This window comes from Micromonospora sp. NPDC049240 (assembly GCF_040647835.1).
GTDB lineage: Bacteria > Actinomycetota > Actinomycetes > Mycobacteriales > Micromonosporaceae > Micromonospora.
This window is the reverse complement of record NZ_JBEZCX010000015.1, coordinates 108655-134829: the sequence shown is the minus strand read 5'-3', so window position 1 is coordinate 134829 and position 26175 is coordinate 108655. Positions and strand designations below refer to the sequence as shown.

General features: G+C 74.1%; 21 protein-coding genes. 11 read left to right on the top strand and 10 right to left on the bottom strand.

Annotation, left to right across the window (positions count from 1 at the left end; translation table 11 throughout):
- Window positions 1-127: 127 nt before the first annotated feature.
- Window positions 128-721: a hypothetical protein gene (locus AB0B02_RS23250; RefSeq protein ID WP_357303382.1), complete on the bottom strand. Its 594-nt coding sequence runs from the start codon at window positions 719-721 to the stop codon at window positions 128-130.
- A gap of 302 nt (window positions 722-1023) precedes the next feature.
- Here AB0B02_RS23250 and AB0B02_RS23245 point away from each other — a divergent pair, with 302 nt between their 5' ends.
- The 7 genes from AB0B02_RS23245 (at window position 1024) to AB0B02_RS23215 (ending at window position 9535) form a co-directional block, all read left to right on the top strand.
- Window positions 1024-3393 carry a nitrate- and nitrite sensing domain-containing protein gene (locus tag AB0B02_RS23245; protein WP_357303379.1) on the top strand — a complete coding sequence of 790 codons (2370 nt, stop codon included), beginning with the start codon at window positions 1024-1026 and terminating at the stop codon, window positions 3391-3393.
- Window positions 3393-3815: a roadblock/LC7 domain-containing protein gene (locus AB0B02_RS23240; protein ID WP_281937512.1), complete on the top strand. Its 423-nt coding sequence runs from the start codon at window positions 3393-3395 to the stop codon at window positions 3813-3815. Before AB0B02_RS23245 ends, AB0B02_RS23240 begins: the two co-directional genes overlap by 1 nt.
- Entirely contained in the window at window positions 3805-4194 is a 390-nt protein-coding gene (locus AB0B02_RS23235) for a DUF742 domain-containing protein (RefSeq protein ID WP_281937511.1), read from the top strand. Before AB0B02_RS23240 ends, AB0B02_RS23235 begins: the two co-directional genes overlap by 11 nt.
- Entirely contained in the window at window positions 4175-4777 is a 603-nt protein-coding gene (locus AB0B02_RS23230) for an ATP/GTP-binding protein (protein ID WP_281937509.1), read from the top strand. Before AB0B02_RS23235 ends, AB0B02_RS23230 begins: the two co-directional genes overlap by 20 nt.
- A gap of 97 nt (window positions 4778-4874) precedes the next feature.
- Window positions 4875-5909, top strand: coding sequence for a lactonase family protein (locus tag AB0B02_RS23225; RefSeq protein WP_357303373.1), 1035 nt, complete (start codon window positions 4875-4877; stop codon window positions 5907-5909).
- A 156-nt stretch (window positions 5910-6065) separates the two neighbouring features.
- On the top strand, window positions 6066-7841 hold the full coding sequence (locus AB0B02_RS23220) for a substrate-binding domain-containing protein (protein WP_281938569.1): 1776 nt from the start codon (window positions 6066-6068) through the stop codon (window positions 7839-7841).
- A gap of 212 nt (window positions 7842-8053) precedes the next feature.
- Window positions 8054-9535 (top strand): sugar transferase, encoded by a 1482-nt coding sequence (locus tag AB0B02_RS23215; RefSeq protein WP_281937505.1) that lies wholly within the window; start codon window positions 8054-8056, stop codon window positions 9533-9535.
- On the opposite strand, the gene AB0B02_RS23210 is transcribed toward AB0B02_RS23215, so the two are convergent.
- Window positions 9529-10662: a PP2C family protein-serine/threonine phosphatase gene (locus tag AB0B02_RS23210; protein WP_281937503.1), complete on the bottom strand. Its 1134-nt coding sequence runs from the start codon at window positions 10660-10662 to the stop codon at window positions 9529-9531. The two genes, AB0B02_RS23215 and AB0B02_RS23210, sit on opposite strands and share 7 nt — an antisense overlap.
- 95 nt (window positions 10663-10757) lie before the next feature.
- Here AB0B02_RS23210 and AB0B02_RS23205 point away from each other — a divergent pair, with 95 nt between their 5' ends.
- Entirely contained in the window at window positions 10758-11336 is a 579-nt protein-coding gene (locus AB0B02_RS23205; protein ID WP_281937501.1) for a MarR family winged helix-turn-helix transcriptional regulator, read from the top strand.
- Window positions 11337-11401: 65 nt separating this feature from the next.
- On the opposite strand, the gene AB0B02_RS23200 is transcribed toward AB0B02_RS23205, so the two are convergent.
- The 3 genes from AB0B02_RS23200 to AB0B02_RS23190 all read right to left on the bottom strand — a co-directional run bounded on the left by AB0B02_RS23200 (window position 11402) and on the right by AB0B02_RS23190 (window position 15465).
- Window positions 11402-12397: a cobalamin-dependent protein gene (locus tag AB0B02_RS23200; RefSeq protein ID WP_357303368.1), complete on the bottom strand. Its 996-nt coding sequence runs from the start codon at window positions 12395-12397 to the stop codon at window positions 11402-11404.
- On the bottom strand, window positions 12394-13983 hold the full coding sequence (locus AB0B02_RS23195) for a PP2C family protein-serine/threonine phosphatase (protein ID WP_357303365.1): 1590 nt from the start codon (window positions 13981-13983) through the stop codon (window positions 12394-12396). Before AB0B02_RS23195 ends, AB0B02_RS23200 begins: the two co-directional genes overlap by 4 nt.
- Before the next feature lie 216 nt (window positions 13984-14199).
- On the bottom strand, window positions 14200-15465 hold the full coding sequence (locus AB0B02_RS23190) for an ROK family protein (protein ID WP_281937496.1): 1266 nt from the start codon (window positions 15463-15465) through the stop codon (window positions 14200-14202).
- 51 nt (window positions 15466-15516) lie between these two features.
- On the opposite strand from AB0B02_RS23190, the gene xylA reads away from it, so the two are divergent.
- The 3 genes from xylA (at window position 15517) to AB0B02_RS23175 (ending at window position 19744) form a co-directional block, all read left to right on the top strand.
- Complete coding sequence (xylA, locus tag AB0B02_RS23185; RefSeq protein WP_281937495.1) at window positions 15517-16704, top strand: xylose isomerase; 1188 nt, start codon at window positions 15517-15519, stop codon at window positions 16702-16704.
- Between the two features lie 11 nt (window positions 16705-16715).
- A complete protein-coding gene (locus tag AB0B02_RS23180) occupies window positions 16716-18206 on the top strand; it encodes an FGGY family carbohydrate kinase (protein ID WP_357303360.1) in 1491 nt (496 codons plus the stop codon).
- Window positions 18207-18313: 107 nt separating this feature from the next.
- Window positions 18314-19744, top strand: coding sequence for an MFS transporter (locus tag AB0B02_RS23175; RefSeq protein WP_357303357.1), 1431 nt, complete (start codon window positions 18314-18316; stop codon window positions 19742-19744).
- Between the two features lie 59 nt (window positions 19745-19803).
- On the opposite strand, the gene AB0B02_RS23170 is transcribed toward AB0B02_RS23175, so the two are convergent.
- The 5 genes from AB0B02_RS23170 to AB0B02_RS23150 form a co-directional block, all read right to left on the bottom strand.
- Window positions 19804-21444 (bottom strand): alpha-amylase family glycosyl hydrolase, encoded by a 1641-nt coding sequence (locus tag AB0B02_RS23170; RefSeq protein WP_357303485.1) that lies wholly within the window; start codon window positions 21442-21444, stop codon window positions 19804-19806.
- Window positions 21445-21484: 40 nt separating this feature from the next.
- A complete protein-coding gene (locus AB0B02_RS23165) occupies window positions 21485-22555 on the bottom strand; it encodes a LacI family DNA-binding transcriptional regulator (protein ID WP_357303354.1) in 1071 nt (356 codons plus the stop codon).
- A 65-nt stretch (window positions 22556-22620) separates the two neighbouring features.
- Window positions 22621-23580 carry a carbohydrate ABC transporter permease gene (locus tag AB0B02_RS23160; protein WP_281937487.1) on the bottom strand — a complete coding sequence of 320 codons (960 nt, stop codon included), beginning with the start codon at window positions 23578-23580 and terminating at the stop codon, window positions 22621-22623.
- A 1-nt stretch (window position 23581) separates the two neighbouring features.
- Entirely contained in the window at window positions 23582-24631 is a 1050-nt protein-coding gene (locus AB0B02_RS23155; RefSeq protein WP_281937485.1) for a sugar ABC transporter permease, read from the bottom strand.
- Between the two features lie 73 nt (window positions 24632-24704).
- Window positions 24705-26045, bottom strand: coding sequence for an ABC transporter substrate-binding protein (locus AB0B02_RS23150; protein ID WP_281937483.1), 1341 nt, complete (start codon window positions 26043-26045; stop codon window positions 24705-24707).
- Between the last annotated feature and the right edge of the window lie 130 nt (window positions 26046-26175).

The following is a 26175-nucleotide window of genomic DNA, read 5'->3' as shown; positions in this document are numbered from 1 at the left end:
GGTCGGTCCCCGACCGGTCGGCGTGGGCGCGGTCGTCCGGCGGCGGGACCGGCACCGGCGCGGATCGTACGGTCTCCGGGTGCTCCGGCGTGACCTGCTGCTCTTCGTGGCGCATGGCGGCGGCTCCTCAGCGGCTCGTGGCGTCGTGCTCGGGATCGGGGTGGCGCTGCTCCGGCGACCGCTGGCCGACCGGGTCCGCGCCGAGCAGGTCGGCGAAGAGGGCCCGGTAGTGCACCAGCGCCTGGCGGAGATCCTCGGTGCCGGCCTCGCCGCGTTCGTTGCGCTGCCGGATCTCGTGGGCGTCGCGGTAGTGGGTGAGCGTGCGGGCGTGCTCGACGGAGAGATGGGCGATCTGGTCGGAGAAGTCCCCGGTGGGGTATCCGCGCTCCGCGATCAGGTGACTGACCAGCTCGTCGGCGTCGCCGACGGTTTCGGCCGGCGAGTCCACGAAACGCACCTGGATTTCCTCCCAGGCGGCGGCGTAACGGGCCCGGGACTCCGGGGTGAGCGGGGTCAGCTCCAGCTCGGCGTGCCGACGCTCGCGCTCCCGCAGCTCCCGCTCGGCGGCGCCGCGGCTGTCCTGCTCGGCGACGACCCGGTCGTACTCCGGGCCGAAGCGCTGCCGCAGCGCCCGCCGGCGGTTCGCGACCACGGCGAACGCGACCAACGCGGCGACCACGGCGACGACGATGACTATGACGACTACCTGCGTGGGCGACATGGCTCCTCCTTCGCCAGCTGGTATTCCCTCCTCCGGGTGATCGCCAATCCCGTTCCGGGGCACTTTCCCGGGTCGGGTACCCGGCGCGGGGCCCGCGGCCGCCGGTCCGGCCATGCGACGGGGGTCCGACGGGGCCCGCCAAGACCATCTCGGACCGTAGTGAGCGGCGAGACGGCCGGTAGTGCATCCGTCGGGGATTACGTATCCTGCCCAAGGCGTCCGGGCCGGGTCCCGGCGTCGTGGCCGTCGACCTGACGGCCACTGCCGGCGCCACCCAGCGAACCTTCCCGGGCGAGGTCTGATTGAACACCCGCGACTGGCCGATCCGCGCCAAGCTGACCGCGCTGGTCATCGGCCCGGTGACCGGGCTGCTGGCACTGTGGATCTTCGCCACCACGCTCGCCTTCGGGCCCGCGCTCGACCTGCTCGCCACCCGCACCCTGCTGTACGACCTGGGCCGGCCGGGCGAGAACGTGGTGGCCGAATTGCAGCGGGAACGGCGGCTCTCCGTGGTCCAGCTCGCCGGGGACGGCGTCCTGCCGGAGCTGGCCGCGCAACGCGACCGCACCGACCGGGCCGTCGCCGAGCTGCGCCGCCGGATCGACGGCGAGGCGTTGCGCGACGCGGCCGACGACCAGCTCGACGCGCGCCTCGACCAACTGGGCTCGGCGCTGGAGGCGCTCCCCGCGGGGCGGGTCTTCATCGACGACCGGAAGGTCGACCGGGCCGGCGCGGTCGGGCTCTACAGCGGGATGATCGGTTCGGCGTTCCAGGCGTTCTCCGCCATGGCGATGCTGCCCGACGTGCGGCTCAACCGGGAGGCGTCGGCGCTCACCGCGCTGGGCCGCTCCCGTGAGCTGCTCGGTCAGGCCGACGCGCTGCTGGCCGGCGCCGTCACCGCCGGCCGGTACGCCGACGGCGAGCACGAGCAACTGGTACGCACCGTGGAGAACCAGCGGTTTTTGGCCGAGAACGCGGTCGCCGACCTGCCGCCCGACGAGCGGGCCGGCTACCAACGACTCACCGAGGGCACCGCGTTCCTCCGGCTGCGCGCGCTCCAGGACGCGCTGATCCGCGCCGACGACCTCCCCGCCGGCTTCGACGTCCGGGCCTGGGAGGCCGGCCACGCGGAGGTCTGGCAGGGCCTGCGGGACTTCGAGCTGCGCGGCGCGGACAGCCTCGCCGAACGGTCGGTGCCGATCGCGGTACGCATCCTGGTCCAGCTCGCCGCCGCCGGCGTGCTCGGCCTGATCGCCATCGTGGTCTGCGTGCTGGTGGCGCTGCGGGTCGGCCGGTCGCTGGCGCAGCGGCTGACCGGCGTCCGCACCGCCGCGACCGAGGTGGCCGAGCAGCGGCTGCCCGACGTGGTCGCCCGGCTGCGCCGGGGCGAGGAGGTCGACGTCGACCGCGAGGCCCCGGAGCTGGATCACGGCGGGGACGAGATCGGCCAGGTGGCGCGCGCCTTCAACGAGGTACGCCGGACCGCTGTCCGGGCCGCGGCCGACGAGGTCACCCTGCGCCGCGGCTTCAACGAGGTCATCCTCAACCTCGCCCGGCGCAGCCAGGGCCTGGTGCACCGGCAGTTGGCGCTGCTGGACCGGCTGGAACGGCGCACCGAGGACCCGGACGAGCTGGCCGGGCTGTTCCAGGTCGACCACCTCGCCACCCGGCTCCGCCGGCACGCCGAGGACCTGGTCATCCTGGCCGGGGCCGCGCCCGGCCGGGGCTGGCGCCGGCCGGTCGCCGCGGTGGACGTGATGCGCGGGGCGATCTCCGAGGTCGAGGCGTACGACCGGGTCGACGTGGGCGAGGTGCAGCCGGCCGGGGTGCTCGGCCGGGCCGTCGGCGACGTGATCCACCTGCTCGCCGAGCTGATCGAGAACGCGACCGCGTTCTCCCCGCCGGGCACCCGGGTGGACGTCACCGGCCGGACCGTGCCCGGCGGCTACACCATCGAGATCACCGATCGAGGGCTGGGCATGTCGCCGCCGGCCATGGCCACCGCCAACCGCAAGCTGGCCGCCCCGCCCGAGTTCGACCCGACCGACAGCGCCCGGCTGGGCCTGTTCGTGGTGGCCCGGTTGGCCGCGCGGCACGGCGTCCGGGTGGAGCTGCGGCGGGGCCGGCCGGCCGGGACGATCGCGGCGGTCCTCGTCCCGTCGGATCTGATCACCGACGAGCCACCGGTCGGCCCGGACGCCACCGCCGGCCCGGAGCGGCGGCGGATGGCGAAGGTGAGCCGGCTGACCACGGTGCCCCGCGGGCGGCCCACCCGACCGGGCCGGGAGCGTCCCGAGTCCACCGTCATCCCGTTGCCGGCCGCCCGGGCCTCGACCGTGGAGCCGCCCGCCGACGGCGACGGCCTGCCCCGGCGGGTGCGCCGGCGCGGCCCGGCGCGACCCCGCGCGGTGGTCACCGACACCCCGGCCAGCCGCCCGCCGGAGGAGGCCCGCCGCACCATGTCCGCGTTGCAGGCCGGCACCGCGCGCGGACGCCGGGACGGCACGCGCGCCACCGGCAACCCGACGGTCGCGCGGATCCGGGGCACCGTTCCCGACCCGCCCACCGACGTGCCGGTGGACCCCGGTACGCCGGCCACCGCGCCGGATCCGGCCCCGGAGCCCTCCCCGCCGGCGTCGGACCAACGAACCGCGACTGAGAGGGACGCCTAGTGGTGCACACGACGCGGCAGAACGCCGATCTCGACTGGCTGCTCGACGACCTGGTGGAGCGGGTGCCCGCCGCCAGCCGGGCGGTGGTGCTCTCGGCGGACGGGCTGCTGCTCGGCGCCTCCACCGACCAGGACCGCACCGACGCGGAGCACCTCTGCGCGCTGGCCTCCGGATTCTCCGGGCTGGCCAAGGGGGCCACCCGGCACCTGGGCGGCGGCGCGGTCCGGCAGACGGTGGTGGAGATGGAGTCGGCGTACCTGTTCGTCACGGCCGCCGGGCAGGGCGCCTGCCTGGCCGTGGCCAGCGACGCGGACGCCGACATCGGCCTGGTGGCGTACGAGATGGCGATGCTGGTGATCCGCGTCGGGGAGAACCTGGCCGCGCCGGCCCGGGTCCCGGGGGAGCCCACCGATGCGAGCTGAGTGGCCCGGGCCGCAGCACGAGTGGCTCGACGCCGACGCCGGCCCGGTGGTCCGTCCGTACACGCTCACCGGTGGCCGGGTGCGCCCGCCGGTCGACGGGTTCGACCTGCTGGCGTTCGTGCTGACCACGTCCGCGGCCGAGCCGGCCGGGGTGCCCGGTCTCCAGCCGGAGCACCGTCGCCTGGTCGAGCTGGCCCGGCGGCCGAAGGCCGTGGCCGACCTCGCCGCCGACCTGGACCTCGCCGTGGGCGTGGTCCGGGTGCTGCTCGGCGACCTCCTCGCCCATGGGTTCGTCGCGGTGCACCGGCCACCGGCCACCGCGTACCTGCCCGACGACAACATCCTCAAGGCGGTGGTCAATGGACTCCGTGCGCTTTGACCCGGAGCCGGCCGCGTCGCGGGTGCCGCTGGCCCTGAAGATCCTCATCGCGGGCGGCTTCGGCGCCGGCAAGACGACGCTGGTGAGCGCGTTGAGCGAGGTCCGCCCGTTGCAGACCGAGGAGGTGCTGACCGGGGCCGGTCTGGGCACCGACGACGTCTCCGGGGTGGAGCAGAAGTCGACCACCACGGTGGCGATGGACTTCGGCCGGATCACCATCAACGACGACCTCCAGGTCTACCTGTTCGGCACCCCGGGCCAGGACCGCTTCTGGTTCCTCTGGGACGAGCTGGCGTTCGGCGCGCTGGGCGCGGTGGTGCTGGCCGACACCCGCCGGCTGGCCGACTGCTTCCCCTCGATCGACTACTTCGAGCAGCGGGGCATCCCGTTCGTGGTGGGGGTCAACTGTTTCGACGGCTCCCGGCAGTTCGGCCTGGAGGCGGTCCGCGACGCGTTGGACCTCGACCCGGACGTTCCGCTCGTGCTCTGCGACGCCCGGGACCGGCAGTCCGGCAAGCTGGTGTTGATCACGCTGGTCGAGCACGTGGCCCGGCAGCGCGGCGAGCCGGTCCCGGTGGGCTGATCCGGCCCGCCGGTCGGGGCGGCGTTCGACGACTGACCGGGCGACCGCCCGGGAAGCCTGGTTGGATCGCAGCAGGACCGACGGAAGGTGGGAAGCGGTGGCGGGGCAGCACGAGGTCGTCCACATCGGGGGCTACACGGCGGAGTCGGACGGGCGGGCCGAGGGGATCGTCGCGGCCCGGCGTGACCCGGCGACCGGGGCGCTGACCCCGCTCGGCACCGTGGCGGTCACCCCGTCGCCGTCGTTCCTGGCCCGGCACCCCGGGCAGCCGGTGCTGTACGCCGTCAACGAGCTTCCCGAGGGCGGGCTGAGCGCCTTCCGGGTGGCCCCGGACGGCGGGCTCACCGCGCTGGGCGTACGCCCGACCGGCGGGGCCGAGCCGTGCCACCTCGCGATCGCGCCGGACGGGCGGCACGTGTTCGTGGCGAACTACGGCGGCGGCAGCCTGGCGGTGTTCCCGCTGGACGCCGACGGCGTGCCGGGGGAGCGCACCGACCTGGTGCGGCACGAGGGGCACGGCGCCGATCCGGAGCGGCAGGAGGCGGCGCACTGCCACATGGTCTCGCCCGACCCGGCCGACGGGCCGCTGCTCGCCGTCGACCTGGGCACCGACTCGGTCTACCGGTACGACCTCGACGCCGCCTCGGGGCGGCTGGTGCCCCGGGGCCCGCGGCTGCGGACGCCGGCCGGCACCGGGCCGCGGCATCTGGCCCGGCATCCGGACGGGCGGCGCTGCTGGCTGGTCGGTGAGCTGGACGCCACGGTCACCGCTTACGACCTGACGCCGGACGGGCTGCGCCAGCGGGTCCGGGTCGACGCCAGCGGCCGGACCGGGCACGTGCAGCCCGCCGGGGTGGCGGTCGGGCCGGACGGCCGCTTCCTCTACGTCAGCAACCGCGGCGTCGGCACGGTGGCCGTGTTCGCGCTGGCGGGCGAGACGCCGGAGCTGGTGGCCGAGGTGGACGCCGGCGGTGGCTGGCCCCGGCACTTCGCGCTGGCCGGCTCGCACCTGTACGTCGCCGACGAGCGGGCCGATCTGGTGCGGGTCTTCCGGGTGGACCCGGCCAGCGGGGTGCCGGAGCCGGTCGGGGAGCCGGTGCCGGTGGCGAGCCCGACCTGCGTGCTGGTGTGACGGAGCCGTCACGCAGCGCGCGATCCGCAGTGGACGGTGGCCGCCTCGGTCACTGATTCCTAACTCAGCGTGCCGATTAAGTGATCAACTGTTTCTCCTGCGTAACTTTCGTCCGAACGGTTGTGGCAGTAACCCCACGAGATACGCAAGATGGTCATCGTGTCTGGCCGCCATCGCATGCGTCACAACCTCCGAGGAGCAGGCGCCGCCGCAGCGGCGACCGCGCTCGTCGCTGTCGTAGCCGGTTCCTGGTTCGGTTACCAGCAGCTGGCCGGCCCGAACTGCTCGGGCCGGATCGAGCTGTCGGTGTCGGCCGCCCCGGAGATCGCCCCGGCGGTGCAGGGGGCTGCCGACGAGTGGGTGGCCAACGGCGCGGCGGTCGGCGGCACCTGCATCGCGGTGAACGTCGCCTCGGCCGAGCCGGTCGACGTGGCCGCCGCCGTGGCGGGCAAGCACGGCGCCACGCTGGCCGGCGTCGGGCAGGCCAGCGGCACCGCGGTCACCCCGGACGTCTGGGTGCCCGACTCCTCGACCTGGCTGGTCCGGCTCAAGGCCGGCGGCGCGAGCGCCTTCGCCCCGGCCAACGGCGCCTCGATCGCGCGCAGCCCGGTGGTGGTCGCGCTGCCCGAGCCGGTGGCCACCCGGATCGGCTGGCCGGACAAGGAGTTCCGCTGGTCCGAGCTGCTCCAGCAGGTGACCGCCAGCAAGCCGCTGCGGGCCGGGATCGTCGAGCCGACCCAGGACGCGGCCGGCCTGTCCGGCCTGCTCTCGCTCACCGCGGCGGCCAGCTCCACCGGTGAGGCCGGCTCCCCGAAGGCGCAGGAGGCGATGGTCGGGGCGCTGCGCGCGCTGGCCACCAACCGCTCCTCGCTGCGGCAGGACCTGCTCGCGCGGTTCCCGCGTTCGTCCGACCCGACGGCCATCGCCAACGGGCTGGGCGCGGCGGCGCTGTCCGAGGAGGACGTGATCGCCTACAACAACACGAAGCCGCCGATCAAGCTCGCCGCGCTCTACCTCGACCCGCCGCCGATCCCGCTGGACTTCCCGTTCGCGGTGCTGCCCGGCATCGAGCCGAGCAAGGCGTCGGCCGCCCGGGTGCTCTTCGAGGCGCTGCGCTCCGCCGACTTCAAGGACCGGCTCGCCGCGCAGTCGCTGCGCGCGCCGGACGGCAACTGGGGTCGGGGCTTCCAGGCCCCGACGGGTGCGCCGAGCCCGTCCAACGGTGGGGAGAAGCAGGTCCCGCCGTCCGGTCAGGGCGGCGCGGCCGACCTGGACCCGGTCGCCATCTCGACGGCCACCACCACCTGGTCGGTGGCCACCCAGTCCGGTCGGATGCTCTGTGTCGTCGACGTCTCCGGTTCGATGAAGAAGCCGGTGGCCACCGCCAACGGCGCCAGCCGGGAGCAGGTCACGGTGGCCGCCGCCGGTCAGGGGCTGGGGCTCTTCGACGACTCCTGGTCGATCGGCCTGTGGACCTTCTCCACCAACCTGAAGGGCTCGCAGGACTGGAACGAGCTGGTCGGCATCCGGCCGCTGTCCGGCAACCGGGGCGAGTTGCAGCGCGGGTTGGCCTCCATCCGGCCCTCCAACGGCGACACCGGCCTGTACGACACCATGCTCGCGGCGTACAAGAAGGTCCAGCAGGACTGGGAGCCCGGCAAGGTCAACTCGATCGTGCTCTTCACCGACGGCAAGAACGAGGACGACAACGGCATCTCGCAGAAGGCGCTGCTGGATCAGCTCAAGAAGCTCCGGGACGACGAGCAGCCGGTCCAGGTGATCATCATCGGCATCGGCAACGAGGTGAACCGGGCCGAGCTGAAGTCCATCACGGACGTCACCGGCGGCGGCGCGTTCGTGACCACCGACCCGAGCAAGATCGGCGAAATCTTCCTCCAGGCGATCGCGTTGCGGCCACCCGCGCCGCGCTGATCCCGCACTCAGCGATAATCTTCCGCCGTGCCGGCGATCCGGTGCGGCGGAAGGCTTCCCGGGTCAAGGCCTGGGAAGTGAACTGACGGTAATGTGTCCGAATCAATCGGTAACCATAATTGTCCTGGCATGATGTCCGGGTGCCTCGACCGCAGGCCTTTACCGGGGGCCGGGCGGGGACGGGGCGGTCCTGAGTTAAGTGGGGAGGACCGGTGACCTCGGCGACGTTGTTGACCCCTGCCAGGACGTCGCGTCCCGGGGGTGATCGACCCGGTGCGACGACGCGAGCCGCGGAGCGGGCCTACATCCGGGTCCTGGTGGTGCTCGACACCGCCGTGCTGGCCGTGGCCATCCTGGCCGGCTACCTGGCCCGGTTCGGGGACGAACAACCCACCGGGTCCGAGATCCCGTACGTGGTGGTCGCCCCGGTGCTCCTGCTGGTCTGGTTGGTGTCGCTGAAGGCCATGCGCTGTTACGACGACCAGGTCCTCGGCTACGGCGCGGACGAGTACCGCCGGGTCAGCGCCGCGAGCCTGCGGCTGGCCGGCGGCATCGCCATCGCCGGCTACATCGCCGACGTCGGGGTCTCCCGGGGCTTCCTGGCCATCTCGTTCGCGGTCGGCACGATCGGTCTGGAGGTGGCCCGGTTCGCGGCGCGCAAGCGGCTGCACCGCGCCCGGGACCGGGGCGCCGGCTGGTCCCGCAAGGTGCTCGTGGTCGGCGACACCGCGCACGTGCTGGAGCTGGTGCACACGCTGCGCCGGGAACCGTACGCCGGCTACCAGGTGGTCGGCGCGTGCATCCCGGACGCGCTGCTCGCCCCGGTGCCGCAGCGGCTGGGTGACGTGCCGGTGGTCGGATCCTTCCGGGGCATCCCAGAGGCGGCCACCGCGATCGGCGCGGACACGGTCGCGGTCACCGCGTCCGGTGAGCTGACCGCCACCCGGCTGCGCCGCCTGGGCTGGCAGTTGGAGGGCACCGGTGTCGACCTGGTGGTGGCCCCGGCGCTGACCGACGTGGCCGGCCCGCGCATCCACACCCGTCCGGTGGCCGGCCTGCCCCTGATCCACGTCGAGGCGCCCGAGTTCCGCGGCGCCCGCAAGCTGGTCAAGGGATTCGTGGACCGGTCGCTCTCGCTGATCGCCCTGCTCCTGCTCTCGCCGCTGCTGGGGGTGCTCGCGCTCGCCATCAAGCTGGACAGCCGGGGCCCGGTGCTGTTCCGGCAGACCCGGGTCGGGCAGGGCGGCGAGGAGTTCGGCGTCTTCAAGTTCCGCACCATGGTGGTCAACGCGGACGCCCTGCTCGCCGAGCTGGCCGCGCGCAACGAGACCGACGGCCTGATGTTCAAGATGCGCGACGACCCCCGGGTGACCCGGACGGGCCGGCTGCTGCGCAGGTGGTCGCTGGACGAGCTGCCCCAGCTCGCCAACGTGCTGCTCGGCCACATGAGCCTGGTCGGCCCGCGCCCGCCGCTGCCCTCCGAGGTGGCCCGCTACGACGGCGACGTGGCACGCCGGCTGCTGGTCAAGCCCGGCATGACCGGCCTCTGGCAGGTCAGCGGCCGGTCCGACCTGAGCTGGGAGGACGGCATCCGGCTCGACCTCTACTACGTGGAGAACTGGTCGCTCGCGGCGGACCTGACCATCCTCTGGAAGACGTTCGGCGCGGTGCTGGGCAGCCGGGGCGCCTACTGATCCTGCGGGCCCAGCCAGTCCAGGCAGACGACCACCGCGTCGTCCACCAGGTCACCGGCGACGAAGGCCCGCAGGTCGCCGATGAGTGACCGGACCGCGTCCAGCGGCTCCATCGGGCCGGTGCGGCGCAGGAACCGGTCCAGGGCCGACTCGCCGTAGCGGACCCGGTCCGCGGTGGCGTCGATCACGCCGTCGCTGACCACGAAGAGCCGGTCCCCGCGCTCCAGGTGGAACCGCTGCTCGCGGTAGTCGGTGCCCTCGAACATGCCGAGCGGGAACTGCTTCTCCAACGCCTGGGACGTCACCTCGCCGGCGCGCAGCCGGATCAGGTGCGGGGAGCCGGCGTCCACCGCGACCAGCGCCCCGGTGGCCAGGTCCAGCTCCATCAGGAGCACGGAGAGGTGCTGCTCGCCCCGGTGCTGGGCGTAGACCGCCTGGTCGGCCAGCGCGGCCTGGTCGGCCAGGGCCAGCCCGGCGCGGCGCGCGTTGCGCAGCGCGTACGTGGCCAGCGAGGTGAGCAGCGCCGCGGCCACCCCCTCGCCGAAGCCGTTGAGCACCGCGAGCCAGAGCCGGTGGCCGTCGTCGGACCAGTCGAAGCTGTCGCCGCGCACCGCGTACGCCGGCTCCAACTGGCCGGCCAGGCTGAACGACGGGCGGATGCGGCTGCGGCCGGGCAGCAGCTCCCACTGCATCTCGGCGGCCAGCGTGAGCCGCCGGCTGCGCCGGGCGCTCAGGTAGATGTCGGTGGTCGAGGTGACGGCGGCCACCTCGTGCCCGAGCACGGTGGCGACGGTGTCCAGCTCGCGGCGGGCGGCCGGGTCGGCGGGCACCGGCGAGACCCGGAGCACGCCGCGTCGTTCGCCCCGCATCCCCACCGGGAACCAGCCGGTCCCGTCGGCGAACACCGGCTCCTGGTGGTCGAACGCGTACCAGGCCGGGTGGCCGGGGCCGGTCAGCGCCTCGCCGCCGCCCAGCGGCAGCAGCTCGGCGAGCCGGTAGTCGACCTGGTACAGCTCGGTCCGGGTGATCCCGTACGTCCGCCGCAGCTCGTCGGCGAGGCGCGCCACGATGAGATCCGTCGGCGCGTCCGTCACGTTTCGGCGGGCGCGCGCCTCCGCTTCGCTCATCTTTGCTCCTTTGCACAGGTCGCCGGGCTGGGCCGGGGGGTAGTCTCGGGCCCACCATGACCGAGGAGCCCGGTCCCGTGGGACCCGAAGCGAGTATGTCCGCCGCCCTGGACGAGGCGGCGGGCACCCTGCTCTCCGTCTGGGAGGCGGCCCGGGAGCGGACCACGAGCCGCCTCTCCAGCGCCCAGTTGCGCGCGGTGATGGTCGTCGAGCAGTACGACGGGATCAACCTCCGCCGGCTCGCCTCGCTGACCGACATGCTGCTCTCCTCCGCCAGCCGGCTCTGCGACCGGCTGGTGGCGGCCGGCATGCTGGAGCGGGAGCCGGGCCGCTACGACCGCCGGGAGATCTCGCTGCACCTCACCCCGGCGGCCAACCGGCTCCTGGCCGAGCTGCGCGCCGACCGGCGACGCCGCCTGGCGCGGATCCTGGCCGGGATGAGCGCCGAGGGGCGGGTGGCGCTGCTGCGCGGGATGCGGGAGTTCGACGAGGTCGGTCGCCGCGACGAGGCGACCGTGGCCGAGGACTGGCCGGTGCTGCGCCCCTCCGGGGAGCGGATCGGCGACCCGCTGGTGGGTCTGGGCGCGCCGCCGGCGCCCGGTCGACCGGGCGCGCCCCGCGGGCCCGTCGAGCCGGTCCCGCCCGACGGCCCCTCGGCGGTCCGCACCGCCTGACACCGCAGCCCGGCCCTCCGTCGACACCGGCGGCGGGCCGCGCCGGCGGGGGCGCGCCACGCCGGTCAGCCGGCCGCGACCGCGGCCCGCGCCGTCCGCAGCCGCGCGGCCACCCGCGGATACTCGGTCAGGGCCCCCTCCAGCGTGGCGAGCACGTCGTCCAGCAGGCGGCGGCCACCGCGGGCGGTGAGCGCCTCCTCCTGCCACCTGACGAAATCCCGCAACAGCCGGTCGTCGTCCACCCGTACCGTCGCCACCAGCGCGTCGACCAGGTGCGCGATGCCGGAGGCGACGTCCTCGACGCTCTCCGGCGGCGGATCCACCGCGCCCAGCGCGAGCCGGACCAGCTCGCGCCGGCGGTGCAGCACCGCCACGTACGCGTCGTCCGTCGGGGGCGGCGGCGGGCCGGTGTGCGTGCCGGCGGGCAGCGGCCCGGCCAGCAACCGCACCGCGTCCCGCGCGCTGGCGCCCCACGCCGCCGCGCCGATCGCCGTCGCCCACCGGCCCTCGGGGCCGAAACCGGGCCCGCCGGCCAGCACCGGCACCCCGGCGGCCCGACTGGCCTCCACCATCCGCGCCGCCCGCACCAGCCGGTTCGGCTGCACGCAACTGAGCAGCACCGCCTCCGGGCCGGTCTGGTGCAGGTAGGAGACCAGATGCCGGGCCGGCACACTGGCCCCCAGGAACGTCACCCGCCAGCCGGCCGCCCGGACCACCTCGCTGACGATCCGGGCGGCCAGCGCGTGCCACTCGCCCTCCACGCAGGCCACCACCACGAGGCCGTGGCGCGGCGCGCTGACGCTCGCGCCGAGCGCGTCCACCACCAGCTCACTGACGTGGGTGGCGGCATGTTCCTGGGCGACGCTCCACGAGCCGGTGAGCCACCGCCGGCCGATCTCCCGCTGCGCCACCGCGACCAGGTCGACCAGGACGTCCGCCACCGAACAGCCGCCGGCCACCAGGTCGCGGGCGAGCGCCACGGCGCCGACCCGGTCGGCCCGGTCCAGGTGGTCGAGGTACGCGGCGAGCGTCTCCGGCCCGATCCGGCAGGACGGGCTCACCCGGCGGCCACGGCCAGCATGGCGATGTCGTCGTGCGGCTGCCCGTCGAGCCACTCGTCCACGAGTTGGAGCACCCGGTCGACGAGCGCGGCCGGTGGCAGCCCGGCCCCGGAGGCGAGCGCCTGCCGCAGCCGGTCGTCGCCGAACATGGCCGGCTCGGTGGGGCCGCCCCGGGCCTCGGTGACCCCGTCGGTGTGCGCCAGCAGCAGGTCACCGGGGGCCAGGCGTACCTCGACCTCGGCGAACCGGGCCGCGGTCAGCGCGCCGACCGGCATGCCGCCCACCCGGACCGCGTCGATGCCACCGCCGGCGCGGACCACGAGCGGCGCCGGGTGCCCGCCGCCGGCCATCCGGACCAGCAGCCCGCCGTCGGGTTGCCGGCTCAGCGTGCCGAGCAGGAGCGTGGTGAACTGGGCCCGCGAGGCCGCGCCCGGCGCGTCCAGCAGCGCGCGGTTGAGCAGCTCCATCAGCTCCCGGGGGCGCTGCTCGACCAGGCGCAGGGTCTGCAACGACTGGCGTACCCGCCCGGTCAGCACGGCCGCGCCGACGCCCTTGCCGCAGACGTCGCCGAGCGCGAACAGACCGCCGTCGCCGGTGGGGAACAGGTCGTAGAAGTCGCCGCCGATGCGCAGGCTGTCCCCGGCGGCGCGGTAGCCACCGGCCAGCGTCATCCCGGGCAGGCGGGGCAGCTCCGGCGGGAGCAGGCTGTTCTGGAGCACCCGGGCCAGGTGGGTCTGCTCGCCGTACAGCTCGGCGGCGGCCAGCGCGGCGCCGGCCCGGCCGGCGAACTCCCGGGCCAGCGCGATCTCCCGCTGGTCGAAGCCGGCCCGGTCGGGGCGGCGGGCCAGGACCAGCGCCCCGGCCGGCCCGCCGGCGCTGGGCATCGGGCTGATCAGCACGGTGCCCGGCCGGCCGAAGTCGGCGGGCAGCACCTCGGCCAGGTCGGCCAGCTCGGCGTCGAGCCAGGGGCTGGGCGCGGTGAGGTCGCCGTCGAGCGCCTCGACCAGACCGGGGACGGACTCCACGGTCCGCCAGCCGGCCACGCCGGTGATCGGCCCCGCGTCGCCGGTCGCGTACCGGATCCAGTGCGGCTCGTCCTCGGCCGGCGGCGGCGGTCGGTGCACCACCACGGCCACGTCGGCCAGGTAGGGCACCGGCAGGGTGACGGCGGCGCGCAGTGTCTGGTCCCGGTGCAGGGAGAGCCCGAGCCGGCTGCCGGCCTGGGCCAGGAACGCGGTCCGGGAGCGTTCGGTGAGCAGCGCGTCGGTGCGCGCGTGCTCCTCGGTGACGTCCCGCACATACCAGGCGCCGCGCTCCCCGGCCAGCCCGCGCCGCAGACCGCGCAGTCGCCGGCCGAGGTGCTCGGTCTCGAACGTGTCGGCGCCGTCGCGGGCCGCCTCGGCCAGCGCGGACACCTGGCAGCCGGCCAGGCCGACGCCCGGCGTCAGCTCGGGGAGAAGCTCCGCCGCCATGGCGTTCACCAGGGTCACCACGCCGGCCGGGTCGACCGTCACGACGGCCTCGGCCAGCCCGTCCAGCAACTCTCGGGCGAGCCGGTCGTCGGCCGGCAGCGCGACCCCGGCCACTCGCCGGGGTCGTTTCCTCCAGCCGTGTCCACCGCCGCTGACCGGCCCGGCGACACCGCCCCGGCGTGTGGCGGTCACCGCCGCTGGCCGGGCGCTTCGGTCGGTCGACCCGTGTGCATGCTGTCGGTGCACTCCTCGCTCGTGGACAGGTTGCCTGACGGCAAGCGTACCGAGCGGGAGCGACGAACGCCCGTCGAGGAATGCGCGAGGTACTGCTCAGCCGGTGGCGGCCCGGGCGAGCCAGCCGACCGGGCGGTCGACGATGCGGCGTACCACCGAGGTGGCGCCGCCGACCGCGGCCGACTGGGCGCCGAGCGCGGCGGGCCGCACCGTGACCGGTGACCAGGCGGCGGTGAGCACCCGTCGGGAGATCTCCGCCACCACCGGCGGGCACAACCACGACGCGAGTGGGGCGTATCCGCCGCCGAGCACCACGGTGTCCAGGTCCAGCAGGTTCACCACGCCCGCCACCGCCACCCCCAGCGCCACCCCGGCGTCGGCCAGCGCGGCCAGCGTGGCCCGGTCCCCGGCCCCGGCCAGGTCGGCGAGCCGGGTGGCGGCGGTGTCGGCGGGCAGCTCCGCGCCGGGCAGCCCGGCGGCGGCGAGGATGGCCTCCTGACCGGCGTACCGCTCCAGGCAGCCCTGGCCACCGCACCGGCAGGGCCGCCCCTGCGGCTGGACCGGGAAGTGACCGATCTCTCCGCTCCAGCCGCGCGCGCCCCGGTAGAGCGCGCCGTCCAGCACGATCCCGGCGCCGATGCCGATCTCGCCGGTGATGTGCAGGAAGCTGCGCGGGCCGGCCGGCCCGGCGTACAACTCACCCAGCGCCGCCAGGTTGGCCTCGTTCTCCACCACCAGCGGCGGGACACCGTCGACCGGCTCGACGAGCGGACGCCCGGCGAGCAGCGCCGGCACGTCCACGTCCCGCCAGCCGAGGTTCGGGGCCAACCGGACCAGGCCGCCGTCGCCCACCAGGCCGGGCACGGCCAGCGTCGCGCCGGCCAGCGTCAACCCGTCGCGTACGGCGGCGGCGCGCGCCTCGGCGGCCAGCGCGGTGAGCCGGTCGAGCGCGTCGGCGGGGGAGACCGGCCGCAGGTCGGCGCGACGGACCAGGTGGTGCCGGACCGTGCCGCTCAGGTCGACCACGCAGGCCGCCAGGTAGTCGACGTTCACCTCCAGCCCCAACCCGGCCGGGCCGTCCACGGCGAGCACCAGGCCGCGCGCCGGCCGGCCCGCCCCGGTCCGTGGGGCCGGCTCCGCCTCGGCGACCAGCCGCCCGGCGATCAGGTCGTCGACGACGGCGGAGACGGTGGCCCGGGTCAGCCCGGTCCCGGCGGCGAGCCCGGCCCGCGACGGGGGCCGGTCGGCGGCGGCGATCCGCCCGAGCACGACCGCGAGGTTCAACTCGCGCAGGCTGCCCTGCCGGACCGCTCCGGCGGTGCTGGCGCTGGTCACCACTTGACACTGCCACATCCCCGCCATTTAATTCAACCGCTGAACAAATCGCGGACGACACCACCACCGGAGGTTCCCATGGCACCCCGTCCCACCCCCGCGGACAAGTTCTCCTTCGGTCTCTGGACGGTGGGCTGGACCGCCCGCGACCCGTTCGGCGACGCCACCCGCCCCGAGCTCGACGCCGTCGAGGCGGTGCACCGCCTCGCCGAGCTGGGCGCGTACGGGATCACGTTCCACGACGACGACCTGGTCCCGTTCGGCGCGGACGCGGCCACCCGGGACGCCCGGCTGAGCCGGTTCCGCAAGGCGCTCGACGAGACCGGCCTGGTCGTGCCGATGGTCACCACCAACCTCTTCACCCACCCGGTGTTCAAGGACGGCGGCTTCACCAGCAACGACCGCGACGTGCGCCGGTACGCGCTGCGCAAGGTGCTGCGCAACGTCGACCTCGCCGCCGAGCTGGGCGCGAAGACGTTCGTCATGTGGGGCGGCCGGGAAGGCGCCGAGTACGACCTGTCCAAGAACATCGGCGCCGCGCTGGAGCGCTACCGCGAGGCCGTCGACCTGCTCTGCCAGTACGTCGTCGACCAGGGCTACGACCTGCGCTTCGCCATCGAGCCGAAGCCGAACGAGCCGCGCGGCGACATCCTGCTGCCCACCGTCGGCCACGCGATCGCGTTCATCTCCACCCTGGCCCGCCCGGAGATGGTCGGGCTCAACCCGGAGGTCGGCCACGAGCAGATGGCCGGGCTCAACTTCGCCCACGGCATCGCCCAGGCGCTCTGGCAGGGCAAGCTGTTCCACATCGACCTCAACGGCCAGCGCGGCATCAAGTACGACCAGGACCTGGTCTTCGGCCACGGCGACCTGCTCAACGCGTTCGCCCTGGTCGACCTGCTGGAGCACGGCGGCCCGGACGGCGGCCCCGCGTACGACGGCCCGCGGCACTTCGACTACAAGCCCTCCCGGACCGAGGACATCGCCGGGGTGTGGGCGTCGGCCGCCGCGAACATGAGCACGTACCTGCTGCTCAAGGAGCGGGCCAAGGCGTTCCGCGCCGACCCCGAGGTGGCCGAGGCGCTCGCCGCCAGCCGGGTGGCCGAGCTGTCCACGCCGACGCTGAACCCGGGCGAGGGCTACGCCGAGCTGCTCGCCGACCGGACCGCGTTCGAGGAGTTCGACCCGGAGGCCGCCGGCGCGAAGGGCTTCGGCTTCGTCCGGCTCAACCAGCTCGCCGTCGAGCACCTGCTCGGCGCGCGCTGAGGCGGGCCGCCATGCCGCTCGTCGCCGGGGTCGACTCGTCGACCCAGTCCTGCAAGGTGGTGGTCCGGGACGCGGAGACCGGCGCGCTGGTCCGGCAGGGCCGCGCGCCGCACCCGGCCGGCACCGAGGTCGACCCGTACGCCTGGTGGGACGCGCTGCGCGCCGCGGTCGCGGAGGCCGGCGGGCTGGCCGACGTGGCCGCCGTCTCGGTCGGCGGCCAGCAGCACGGCATGGTCTGCCTGGACGAGTCGGGCGAGGTGGTCCGGCCGGCGCTGTTGTGGAACGACACCCGATCTGCCGACGCCGCCCGGGAACTGGTCGAGGAGGCCGGCGGCGGGGAGACCGGCCGCCGGTTCTGGGCCGACGCCACCGGCGCGGTGCCGGTGGCCAGCTTCACCGCCACCAAGCTGCGCTGGCTGGCCCGGCACGAGCCGGCGAACGCCGACCGGGTGGCCGCGGTCAGCCTGCCCCACGACTGGCTGACCTGGAAACTGGCCGGTGCGCCCGGGCTGGACGCGCTGCGCACCGACCGGGGCGACGCCAGCGGCACCGGCTACTGGTCACCGCGTAGCGGTGAATACCGGCTCGACCTGCTGGAGCAGGCGTTCGGCCGGCGGATTCGGGTGCCGGTGGTGCTCGGTCCGGCCGAGGCGGCGGGGCACCTCGACCCGACGGCGCTCGACGGCGGTCCGGCCGCGGGCCCGTCCGGTGCCGCGCGCTCGTCCGGCGGCGGGGCAGCCGGCGCGGTCGGCCCGTCCGGCGTCGCCGGCCGGGCGCTGCTCGGCCCCGGCACCGGGGACAACGCCGCCGCGGCCCTCGGCGTCGGTGCCGGTCCGGGCGACGTGATCGTCTCGATCGGCACCTCCGGCACCGTCTTCGCGGTCGCCGACGCCCCGGCCGCCGACCCGAGCGGCGCGGTGGCCGGCTTCGCGGACGCCACCGGGCGGTTCCTGCCACTGGTCGCCACGCTGAACGCGGCCCGGGTGCTGGACGCCGCCGCGACGCTGCTCGGTGTCGACCTGGACACGCTCGGCGAGCTGGCGCTGTCCGCCCCGGCCGGCGCGGACGGGCTGGTGCTGGTGCCGTACCTGGAAGGGGAGCGGACCCCGGACCGGCCGCACGCCACCGGCAGCCTGCACGGTCTCACGCTCGGCACCTCGACCCCGGCGCACCTGGCCCGGGCCGCCGTCGAGGGGCTGCTGTGCGGGCTGGCCGACGGCCTCGACGCGCTGCTCGCGCAGGGCGCCCGCGCGGACCGGATCATCCTGGTCGGCGGCGGCGCCCGTTCCGCCGCGGTCCGGCGGATCGCGCCGCAGGTCTTCGGCCGCCCGGTGGTGGTCCCGCCGCCGGGCGAGTACGTCGCGGACGGCGCGGCCCGACAGGCTGCCTGGGTGGCGCTGGGCGGCACCGCTCCGCCCACCTGGTCCATCGGCGACACCGAGGAGTACACCGCCGAGCCGGTCCCCACCATCCGCACCCACTACACCCAGGCCCGGGGGTAAGGACGGGCCCCCTGTTAACGCCTCCCGCATAGAAGGGGCCCCGTTCAACACCGGGCGCACCGGGGGGTCGCGCTGCGCGAGGGGCGCGGGCCTGGTTGGCTGCCGGCATGAGCGGCACGAGGGTCTCCCGGCGCGGGAACGCGGCGCACCGGTTCTACAGCGTCGTGGTCTTCGTCGTGCTCGCCTCGCTGGACAATGTGGCGATCGGCCTGGTGCCACCGCTGTACGGGCCGATCTCCGGCGCGCTCGGCGTGCCGCAGCGGCTGCTCGGCCTGGTCACCGCCGTCAGCTTCCTGGTCAGCGCCGTGGCGGCGGTGGGCTGGGCGTACGTCGGGGACCGCACCAACCGCAAGCCGCTGCTCATGGTCGGCACGCTGATCTGGGCGGCCGGCACCGGCGGCAGCGCGCTGGCCGGGCACTACTCGACGTTCCTGGTCGCCCAGCTCGTCGCCGCGGTCGGGCTGGGCGCGGTCGGCTCGGTGGGCTTCTCCGTGGTCACCGATCTGATCTCGCCGCGCCGCCGCGGCCTGGTGATGAGCTTCTGGGGCCTGTCCCAGGGCGTCGGCACGCTGGCCGGCACGCTGGTCGGCGGGCTGCTCGGCGCGACCGACTGGCGGCGACCGTTCCTGCTGCTGACCGGCGTCGGCCTGGCCGCCACCATGGCGTACCTGTTCACCTACGACATCCGGCGCGGGCAGAGCGAGCCGGAGCTGGCCGAGGCGTTGGACGCCGGTGGCGAGTACGACTACCGGATCAGCCGCGCCGACCTGCCCCGGATCCTGGCCCGGCGGACCAACCGCTGGCTGATCCTCCAGGGGCTCACCGCGCAGGCCGCGTTCGGCTCGCTGGTCTGGCTGCCGGTGCTGTTCAGCCAGCGGGCCGAGGCGCAGGGCTACTCGGCGGCCACCGCGGTGGTGGTGGGCAGCGTCTTCGCCACGCTGTTCCAGCTCGGCGGCGTGCTCTCCATCGTGGGTGGGCTGGTCGGCGACGCGCTGCAACGGCGTACCCCGAGCGGTCGGGCCCGGGTCGCGGCCGTGGGCGTCCTCGCGGCCGTGCCGTTCTACCTGGTCCTGTTCTTCGTGCCGTTGCGCATCGACGTGCCGGACGGCGGCAGCTCCGGGGCGGTGGTGGCGGCGGTGCTGTCCAGCGTGCTGACCGAGCCGACGATCGGGCTGAGCCTGCTCACCGCCGTGGTGGCGCTGGCGCTCACCTCGGCCAACTCGCCCAACTGGTTCGCGCTGATCGCCGACGTCAACCCGCCCGAGCACCGGGGCACGGTCTACAGCCTCGGCAACCTGGTCAACGGCGTCGGCCGGGCGGCCGGCAACGGGCTGGTCGGGGTGGCGTTCGCCGCGCTGCGGGTGGCGTTCCCGCCGCCGTTGAACTACGCGGTCGGGCTGGCCGCGTTCCAGCTCTTCTTCGTCCCGACCGGGATCATGTACTGGCTGGCGGCCCGGACGTCCCCCCGCGACATCGCGCAGGTGCACGACCTGCTGCACGCCCGCGCCGACCGCCTCGAAGGAGGGGCCCCCTCTTAACGGGTGGGTGTCAAGAGGGGGCCCCGCCTATACCGGAGGCGTTAACAGGGGGCCCCTCCTTACGCCAGCCAGACGGTGACGTCGGTGGGGACCGTGGCGTCGGTGAGGGGGGCGCTGGTGGCCAGCACCGTTGCGTCGGCGGGCAGCGGGGCGGGCTCGGGGCCGAAGTTGGTCAGCACGGTGAGGTCGCCGTTGGTGAACGTGAGCACCTCGTCGCCGGAGGAGAGGAAGCGCATCGGGCCGCGGGCCAGTCCGTGCTCCCGGCGCAGGCGCAGCGCGGTCCGGTACAGCTCGTACGTCGAGCCGGGCACCCCGCGCTGGCGGTCCAGCGCGTACTCGGCCCAGATCGGCGGCTGGGGCAGCCAGCTCGCGTCGGTCGGGCCGAAGCCGTACGACGGGGCGTCGGCCTCCCACGGGATCGGCACCCGGCAGCCGTCCCGGCCGCGCTGGGTGTGCCCGCTGCGCGCCCAGGTCGGGTCCTGCCGGGCCTCGTCGGGCAGCGTGGTGTGCTCCGGCAGCCCCAGCTCCTCGCCCTGGTAGAGGTAGGCCGAGCCGGGCAGCGCCAGCATCAGCAGGCTGGCCGCCCGGGCCCGGCGCAGGCCCAGCGCCACGTCCGGCTGCGGGTCGTCGACGCCGATGCCGTTCATCCGGCCGCCGCCGGTGGTCAGCCCGAGCCGGGAGGCGTGCCGGACCACGTCGTGGTTGGACAGCACCCAGGTGGTGGGCGCGCCGACCGCGTCGGTGGCCTCCAGCGAGCGGGTGATCACCGCGTACTGGGCGGGTGCGGTCCAGGCGGCCATCAGGTACTCGAAGTTGAACGCCTGGTGCATCTCGTCCGGCCGGACGTAGCGGGCCAGCCGCTCGGCCGGCTCCACCCAGGCCTCGGCGACCAGGACCCGCTCCCCGGCGTACGAGTCGAGCAGCCGCCGCCACTCCCGGTAGACCTCGTGCACGCCGTCCTGGTCCCACATCGGCGGCCGGGGCTTGTCCGCCTCGTTGCCGGAGAGGATCTCCTGCGGCTCCTGCCAGTCGGCCAGGTCGGCCTGCTTGATCAGCCCGTGCGCCACGTCCACCCGGAACCCGTCGACGCCACGGTCCAGCCAGAAGCGCAGCACGCCGAGGAACTCCTCGCGGACCTCCGGGTTGTCCCAGTTGAGGTCCGGCTGGCCGGGGTCGAACAAGTGGAGGTACCACTGCCCGTCGGGCAGTCGGGTCCAGGCCGGCCCGCCGAACACGCTCTCCCAGTCGTTCGGCGACTCGGCGCCGTCCGGCCCCTTGCCGTCCCGGATGACGTACCGCTGGCGTTCCGGGCTGCCCGGCGCGGCGGCCACCGCGGCGGTGAACCAGCGGTGCGCGGACGAGGTGTGGTTGGGCACCAGGTCGACGATCACCCGCAGGCCGCGGGCCTTCGCCTCGGCGATCATCTGGTCGGCGTCGGCGAGCGTGCCGAAGAGCGGGTCGACGTCCCGGTAGTCGGCCACGTCGTAGCCGGCGTCGGCCTGCGGGGACGGATAGAACGGGGACAGCCAGACCGCGTCGACCCCCAGTTCGGCGAGGTGGTCGAGGCGGGCGGTGATGCCCGGGAGGTCGCCGATGCCGTCACCGTCGGAGTCGGCGAACGAGCGCGGGTAGACCTGGTAGATGACTGCCTCGGTCCACCAGCCGGTGGCCGGGGCCTGCTGCGTCGCGTCGGTGTTCAGCGCCTTCTCCCTGTCGTGGATGCCTGACGAACGGGTCCGTTCAGTGTGCCCGGGGCGGCGCGGTCGAGTCCCGCACGACCAGCCGAGTGGGGAGGATCACCGAGGTCGGCGTCCGTCCGTCGCCGCCGGCCCCGCGCGGCGCCGGCACCGGGCCGGGGTACGGGTCGGCGGCGCCCGCCCCCAGCGGGTCGAGCAGGATACGGGCGGCGAGGCGCCCCTGGTCGGCGGCGGGTTGGGCGATGGTGCTCAGCCCCAGCACGCCGGCCAGGTCGTGGTCGTCGATGCCGATCACGCTGACGTCCTGCGGCACCCGCAGCCCGGCGTCGCGCAGCGCGCTGACCGCGCCCATCGCCATCTCGTCGCAGGCGGCGAAGATGGCGGTCGGTGGTTCGCCGCGGGCCAGCAGCTCGGCGGTGGCGTGGATGCCGCCGTCGATGGTGAACTGGGACTCGACGTCGAGGCTCGGGTCGGGCCGGAGGCCGGCGACGCGCAGCGCCTCCTGGTAGCCGCGCCGCCGGTCCAGGTGGGTGGTGAACGCCAGCTCGTCGTCCGGGTCGCCGGAGATGTGCGCGATCCGGGTGTGCCCGAGGTCGAGCAGGTGGCGGGTGGCGGTCCGGGCGGCGGCCACGTCGTCGATCCGGACGCAGGGCCAGCCGGGCACTCCGCTGCCGGAGCTGATCGTCACGCCGGGCAGGTCGAGTTTGGTGAGCGCGTGCACGTCCGCCGCGCGCAGCGGCGTGGCGACCAGGATGATCGCGTCCACCCGCTTGTGCAGGCTGGCCGTCCGCAGCACCCGCTGGCGGGTCTGTTCCCGGCCACCGAGGTTGTAGAGCAGCGTGTCGTAGCCGTGCTGCTGGAGGGAGTCCTCGACCGCCTCCACCACGGTGCCGAAGAACCACCTGGTGATCCGGGGGACCACCACAGCGACGGTGCCGGTCCGCCCGCCGGCGAGCCGGGAGGCGCTGGGCGAGACCGCGTACTGGAGTTGCTCGGCGGCGGCGAGGACCCGGCGGCGGGTGGCGGCCGAGACCGTCGGCAGGCCGCGCAACGCGCGGGAGACGGTGGCCGTGGAGACCCCGGCCAGGCGGGCGACGTCGTCAATCTTGGTCATCGTGGCTCCCCGCTGCGACCCGTGTCCCGCCGCCGCCGGCACTCCGGCGGCGGCGGGACGGTGGATCAACCCTTGACGCTGCCGGCGAGCAGGCCCCGCACGAAGTAGCGCTGGAGGGACAGGAAGACGATCAGCGGTACGACGATCGACACGAACGCGCCGGCCGTGAGCCGCTGCCACTCGTTGCCCCGGGTGCCGGCCAGCTCGGCGAGCCGGACGGTCAGCGGGGCGGTCTCGTCGCCGCCACCGGCGAAGATCAGCGCGACCAGCAGGTCGTTCCAGACCCAGAGGAACTGGAAGATGCCGATCGCCGCCAGCGCCGGGGTGATCAGCGGCAGCACGATGGTGCGGAAGATCTTCGGGTGGGTGGCGCCGTCGACCCGGGCCGCCTCCATCAGGTCGCCGGGGAGCTGCGAGATGAAGTTGTGCAGCAGGTAGACGGCGAACGGAAGCGCGAAGCAGGTGTGCGCGAACCACACCTGGGCGAACTTCTGCTCGTCGACCAGGTCCCACGCGGGGAGGACCTGGACCCCGGCGATGGTGACGCCGGTGGAGAAGAACCGCAGCAGCGGCACGAGCGCCATCTGCAACGGCACGATCTGCAACGCGAAGATCCCGATGTAGAGCCAGTCCCGACCCCTGAAGTTGATCCAGGCCAGCGCGTACGCGGCCAGCGAGGCGAACGCGATCGGGAACAGCACCGACGGGATGGTGATCGCCAGCGAGTTGATGAAGTAGCTGGCGAGCTGCCCCGACGATCCGCTGCTGAACAGCACGTCCTGGTAGTTCTGGAAGGTGAACTGGGGGTCGCGGAAGAACGTCCACCAGCCGGTGGTCTTGATCTGGTCCTCGGGCCGGAACGAGGAGACGAACAGGCCGAAGGTCGGGACCGTCCAGAGCAGCGCGAGCACGATCGAGACAAGCGTGGCGGTGCGGCTGTTCAGCCGCTTGCGGACCCGGGCGGCCCGGGTGGTCGGCCCGGTCGCCTGGACGCCGGCTCCGACGGTGGGCGTGGCGGTGGTCATCTCAGCCCTCCCGCTGCTTGCGCAGGTTGCGGATCTGGTAGATCACGAGCGGCAGGACCAGGACGAACAGGAAGACCGCGAGCGCCGAGCCCTGGCCGTTCTCGCCGTACCGGAACGCCTGGTTGTACATCTCGTTCGCGATCACGCTGGTGTCGTAGTTGCCGTTGGTGGCGGTCCGGACGATGTCGAAGACCTTGAGCGTGGCGATGGAGATCGTCACCACCACCACGATCAGCGCCGGCCGGATGCTCGGCATGGTGATCCGCCAGAACATCTGCCACGCGGTGGTCCCGTCCAGCCGGGCCGCCTCGATGATGTCCGCCGGGATGGCCTTGATGGCCGCGGAGAGCACCACCATGGCGAAGCCGGCCTGGATCCAGATCATGATCACGATGAGCAGGAGCGTGTTCAGCGGCGAGTCCAACAGCCACTGCTTCGGCTCGCCGCCCAGGCTGACCACGATCTGGTTGAGCAGGCCGATCTGCTCCTGCCCGTCGCCCCGGTAGGCGTAGACGAACTTCCAGATGATGGCGGCGCCCACGAACGAGATCGCCATCGGCAGGAAGATCAGCGACTTGGCCGCCGACTCGAACCGGGCCTTGTCCACCAGGACCGCGTAGATCAGGCCGAACGCGCTGGCCAGCAGCGGCACCAGGAGCACCCAGACCAGGGTGTTGAGCAGCACCCGGACGATCGAGTCCTCGGCGAACATCCAGGCGTAGTTGTCCAGCCCCACCCAGTCGGTGCTGCCCGAGTCCATGAACGAGAGCAGCGTGGTGCGGACGGCCGGGATCACCAGCCCGACGGTCAGCAGCAGCAGCGTCGGCAGCAGGAAGAAGAACGCGAAGGCGCCCTCGCGCGGCTTGCGCCGCCGGGGTGCCGGTCCGCCGCCCGCCGCGACCGCGACCAGTTGCGCCTCCCGGCGCCGGGCGAACCACGTCGGCACCACGTCGAGGAGCAGGAGCAGCCCGCCCACCACCGCGACGAAAGCGATCAGCCCGTACATCAGCATGAGGAACTTCGGCTGTTCCGCCGCGAAGTCGAACTCCATCAACCCTCCCTCAAGGGTTCGGATGCGGGCGGGTGGCCCGGCCCGTGCACACGGACCGGGCCACCCACGCGGATCACTTCCAGCTGCCCTCGATGTCGTTCAGGACGGTGGTGGTGTCCTTGCCGTTGATCCAGGCCACCATGCCCTTCCAGAACGTGCCGGCGCCGACCGCGGCCGGCATCAGGTCCGAGCCGTCGAAACGGAAGACGGTCTTCGGGTCCTGGAGGATGCCCACGGAGAGCTTGTCGACCGGGTTCGGGACGTTGTTGATGTCCAGCTTCTTGTTCGCGGACACCCAGTCACCGATCTTGGCGCGGCTGTTGGCGTACTCGCCGGAGGCCAGGTAGGTCTGCACCGCCTGGATCTCGGGCCGGTCGGCGAAGGCCGCGACGAACTCGCCGCCGCCCAGCACCGGCTTGCCCTTGGCCGGGTCGATGGCCGGGAAGTAGAACGCGAAGACGTCGCCGTCCTCGGCCACCTTGGTGCCCTTCGCCCACTGGTTGGCGTAGAAGGACGCCTGGCGGTGCAGCGCGCACTTGCCGGTGAGAACCGGCGCGCCGGCCTCCTGGAACGAGGTGGTGGCGATGCTCTTCACGCCGCCGAAGCCACCGTTGACGTACTTCTCGTTCTTCAGGATGGTGCCCGCCTGGTTGACGGCGGTGGCGATCTGCGGGTCGTTGAACGGGATGCCGTGGGTGGTCCACTTGTCGTAGACCTCGGGCCCGCCGGTGCGCAGCAGGACGTCCTCGATCCAGTCGGTGGCCGGCCAGCCGGTGGCGTCACCGGACTCGATGCCCGCGCACCACGGCTTGGTGCCGCTCGCCGCGATCTTGTCGCTGAGTTCGATCAGCTCCTGCCAGGTGGTCGGGACCGACCAGCCCTTCTCCTTGAAGGTCTTCGGCGAGTACCACACGAAGGACTTCACGTTGGAGCCGAGCGGGGCGCCGTAGAACTGCCCGTTGACGGTGCTGTACTTCAGCCAGTCGGGGGAGTAGTTCTGCTCGGCCATGGCCTTGGTGTCGGCGCTGGCCGGCTTGAGCTTGCCGGAGTCGACGAACCGCTTGAGCAGGCCCGGCTGCGGGATGAAGGCGATGTCGGGGGCGTTGCCGCCGTCCACCCGGACGGGGAGCTGGGCCTCGAACTCGCCGGAGCCCTCGTGGTCGATCTCGATGCCGGTGCAGTCCTCGAACTCCTTCCAGGACTGCTGGAGGCGCTCGTCCTCGATGTCCCGGATCGACGAGTAGATCGAGACCTTCTTGCCGTCGTGGCCCTGGTACTTCTCGTATGCGGCGCACTCCGCCGAGCCCGCCTTGTCGCTCTTCTTGTCGTTGCCGGTCCCGCAGGCGGCGACGCCGAGCGCCAGCCCCAGCACGCCGGTGACCGCGAGAGCCTGGCGCGATCTGGCAAACGCCATGCCGATCTCCTTCCTTGCCGGCGCGTGGGGGAAATCGAATGCGCGCCGGTCCGATGGTCGTCCCCACATGTAAGCGCTTGCATCCCGTCCGGTCCACCCCCGGCCGGACACGGCCCGGTAACAATCCCGA

What these genes read in the sequence shown, in the direction of transcription:
- AB0B02_RS23165 (WP_357303354.1), bottom strand. Translation starts at nt 22,555, where the DNA reads ATGACCAAGATTGACGACGTCGCCCGCCTGGCCGGGGTCTCCACGGCC.
- AB0B02_RS23205 (WP_281937501.1), top strand. Translation starts at nt 10,758, where the DNA reads ATGTCCGCCGCCCTGGACGAGGCGGCGGGCACCCTGCTCTCCGTCTGG.
- AB0B02_RS23150 (WP_281937483.1), bottom strand. Translation starts at nt 26,045, where the DNA reads ATGGCGTTTGCCAGATCGCGCCAGGCTCTCGCGGTCACCGGCGTGCTG.
- AB0B02_RS23250 (WP_357303382.1), bottom strand. Translation starts at nt 721, where the DNA reads ATGTCGCCCACGCAGGTAGTCGTCATAGTCATCGTCGTCGCCGTGGTC.
- AB0B02_RS23155 (WP_281937485.1), bottom strand. Translation starts at nt 24,631, where the DNA reads ATGGAGTTCGACTTCGCGGCGGAACAGCCGAAGTTCCTCATGCTGATG.
- AB0B02_RS23230 (WP_281937509.1), top strand. Translation starts at nt 4,175, where the DNA reads ATGGACTCCGTGCGCTTTGACCCGGAGCCGGCCGCGTCGCGGGTGCCG.
- AB0B02_RS23190 (WP_281937496.1), bottom strand. Translation starts at nt 15,465, where the DNA reads ATGGCGGGGATGTGGCAGTGTCAAGTGGTGACCAGCGCCAGCACCGCC.
- AB0B02_RS23180 (WP_357303360.1), top strand. Translation starts at nt 16,716, where the DNA reads ATGCCGCTCGTCGCCGGGGTCGACTCGTCGACCCAGTCCTGCAAGGTG.
- AB0B02_RS23210 (WP_281937503.1), bottom strand. Translation starts at nt 10,662, where the DNA reads ATGAGCGAAGCGGAGGCGCGCGCCCGCCGAAACGTGACGGACGCGCCG.
- AB0B02_RS23160 (WP_281937487.1), bottom strand. Translation starts at nt 23,580, where the DNA reads ATGACCACCGCCACGCCCACCGTCGGAGCCGGCGTCCAGGCGACCGGG.
- xylA (WP_281937495.1), top strand. Translation starts at nt 15,517, where the DNA reads ATGGCACCCCGTCCCACCCCCGCGGACAAGTTCTCCTTCGGTCTCTGG.
- AB0B02_RS23235 (WP_281937511.1), top strand. Translation starts at nt 3,805, where the DNA reads ATGCGAGCTGAGTGGCCCGGGCCGCAGCACGAGTGGCTCGACGCCGAC.
- AB0B02_RS23175 (WP_357303357.1), top strand. Translation starts at nt 18,314, where the DNA reads ATGAGCGGCACGAGGGTCTCCCGGCGCGGGAACGCGGCGCACCGGTTC.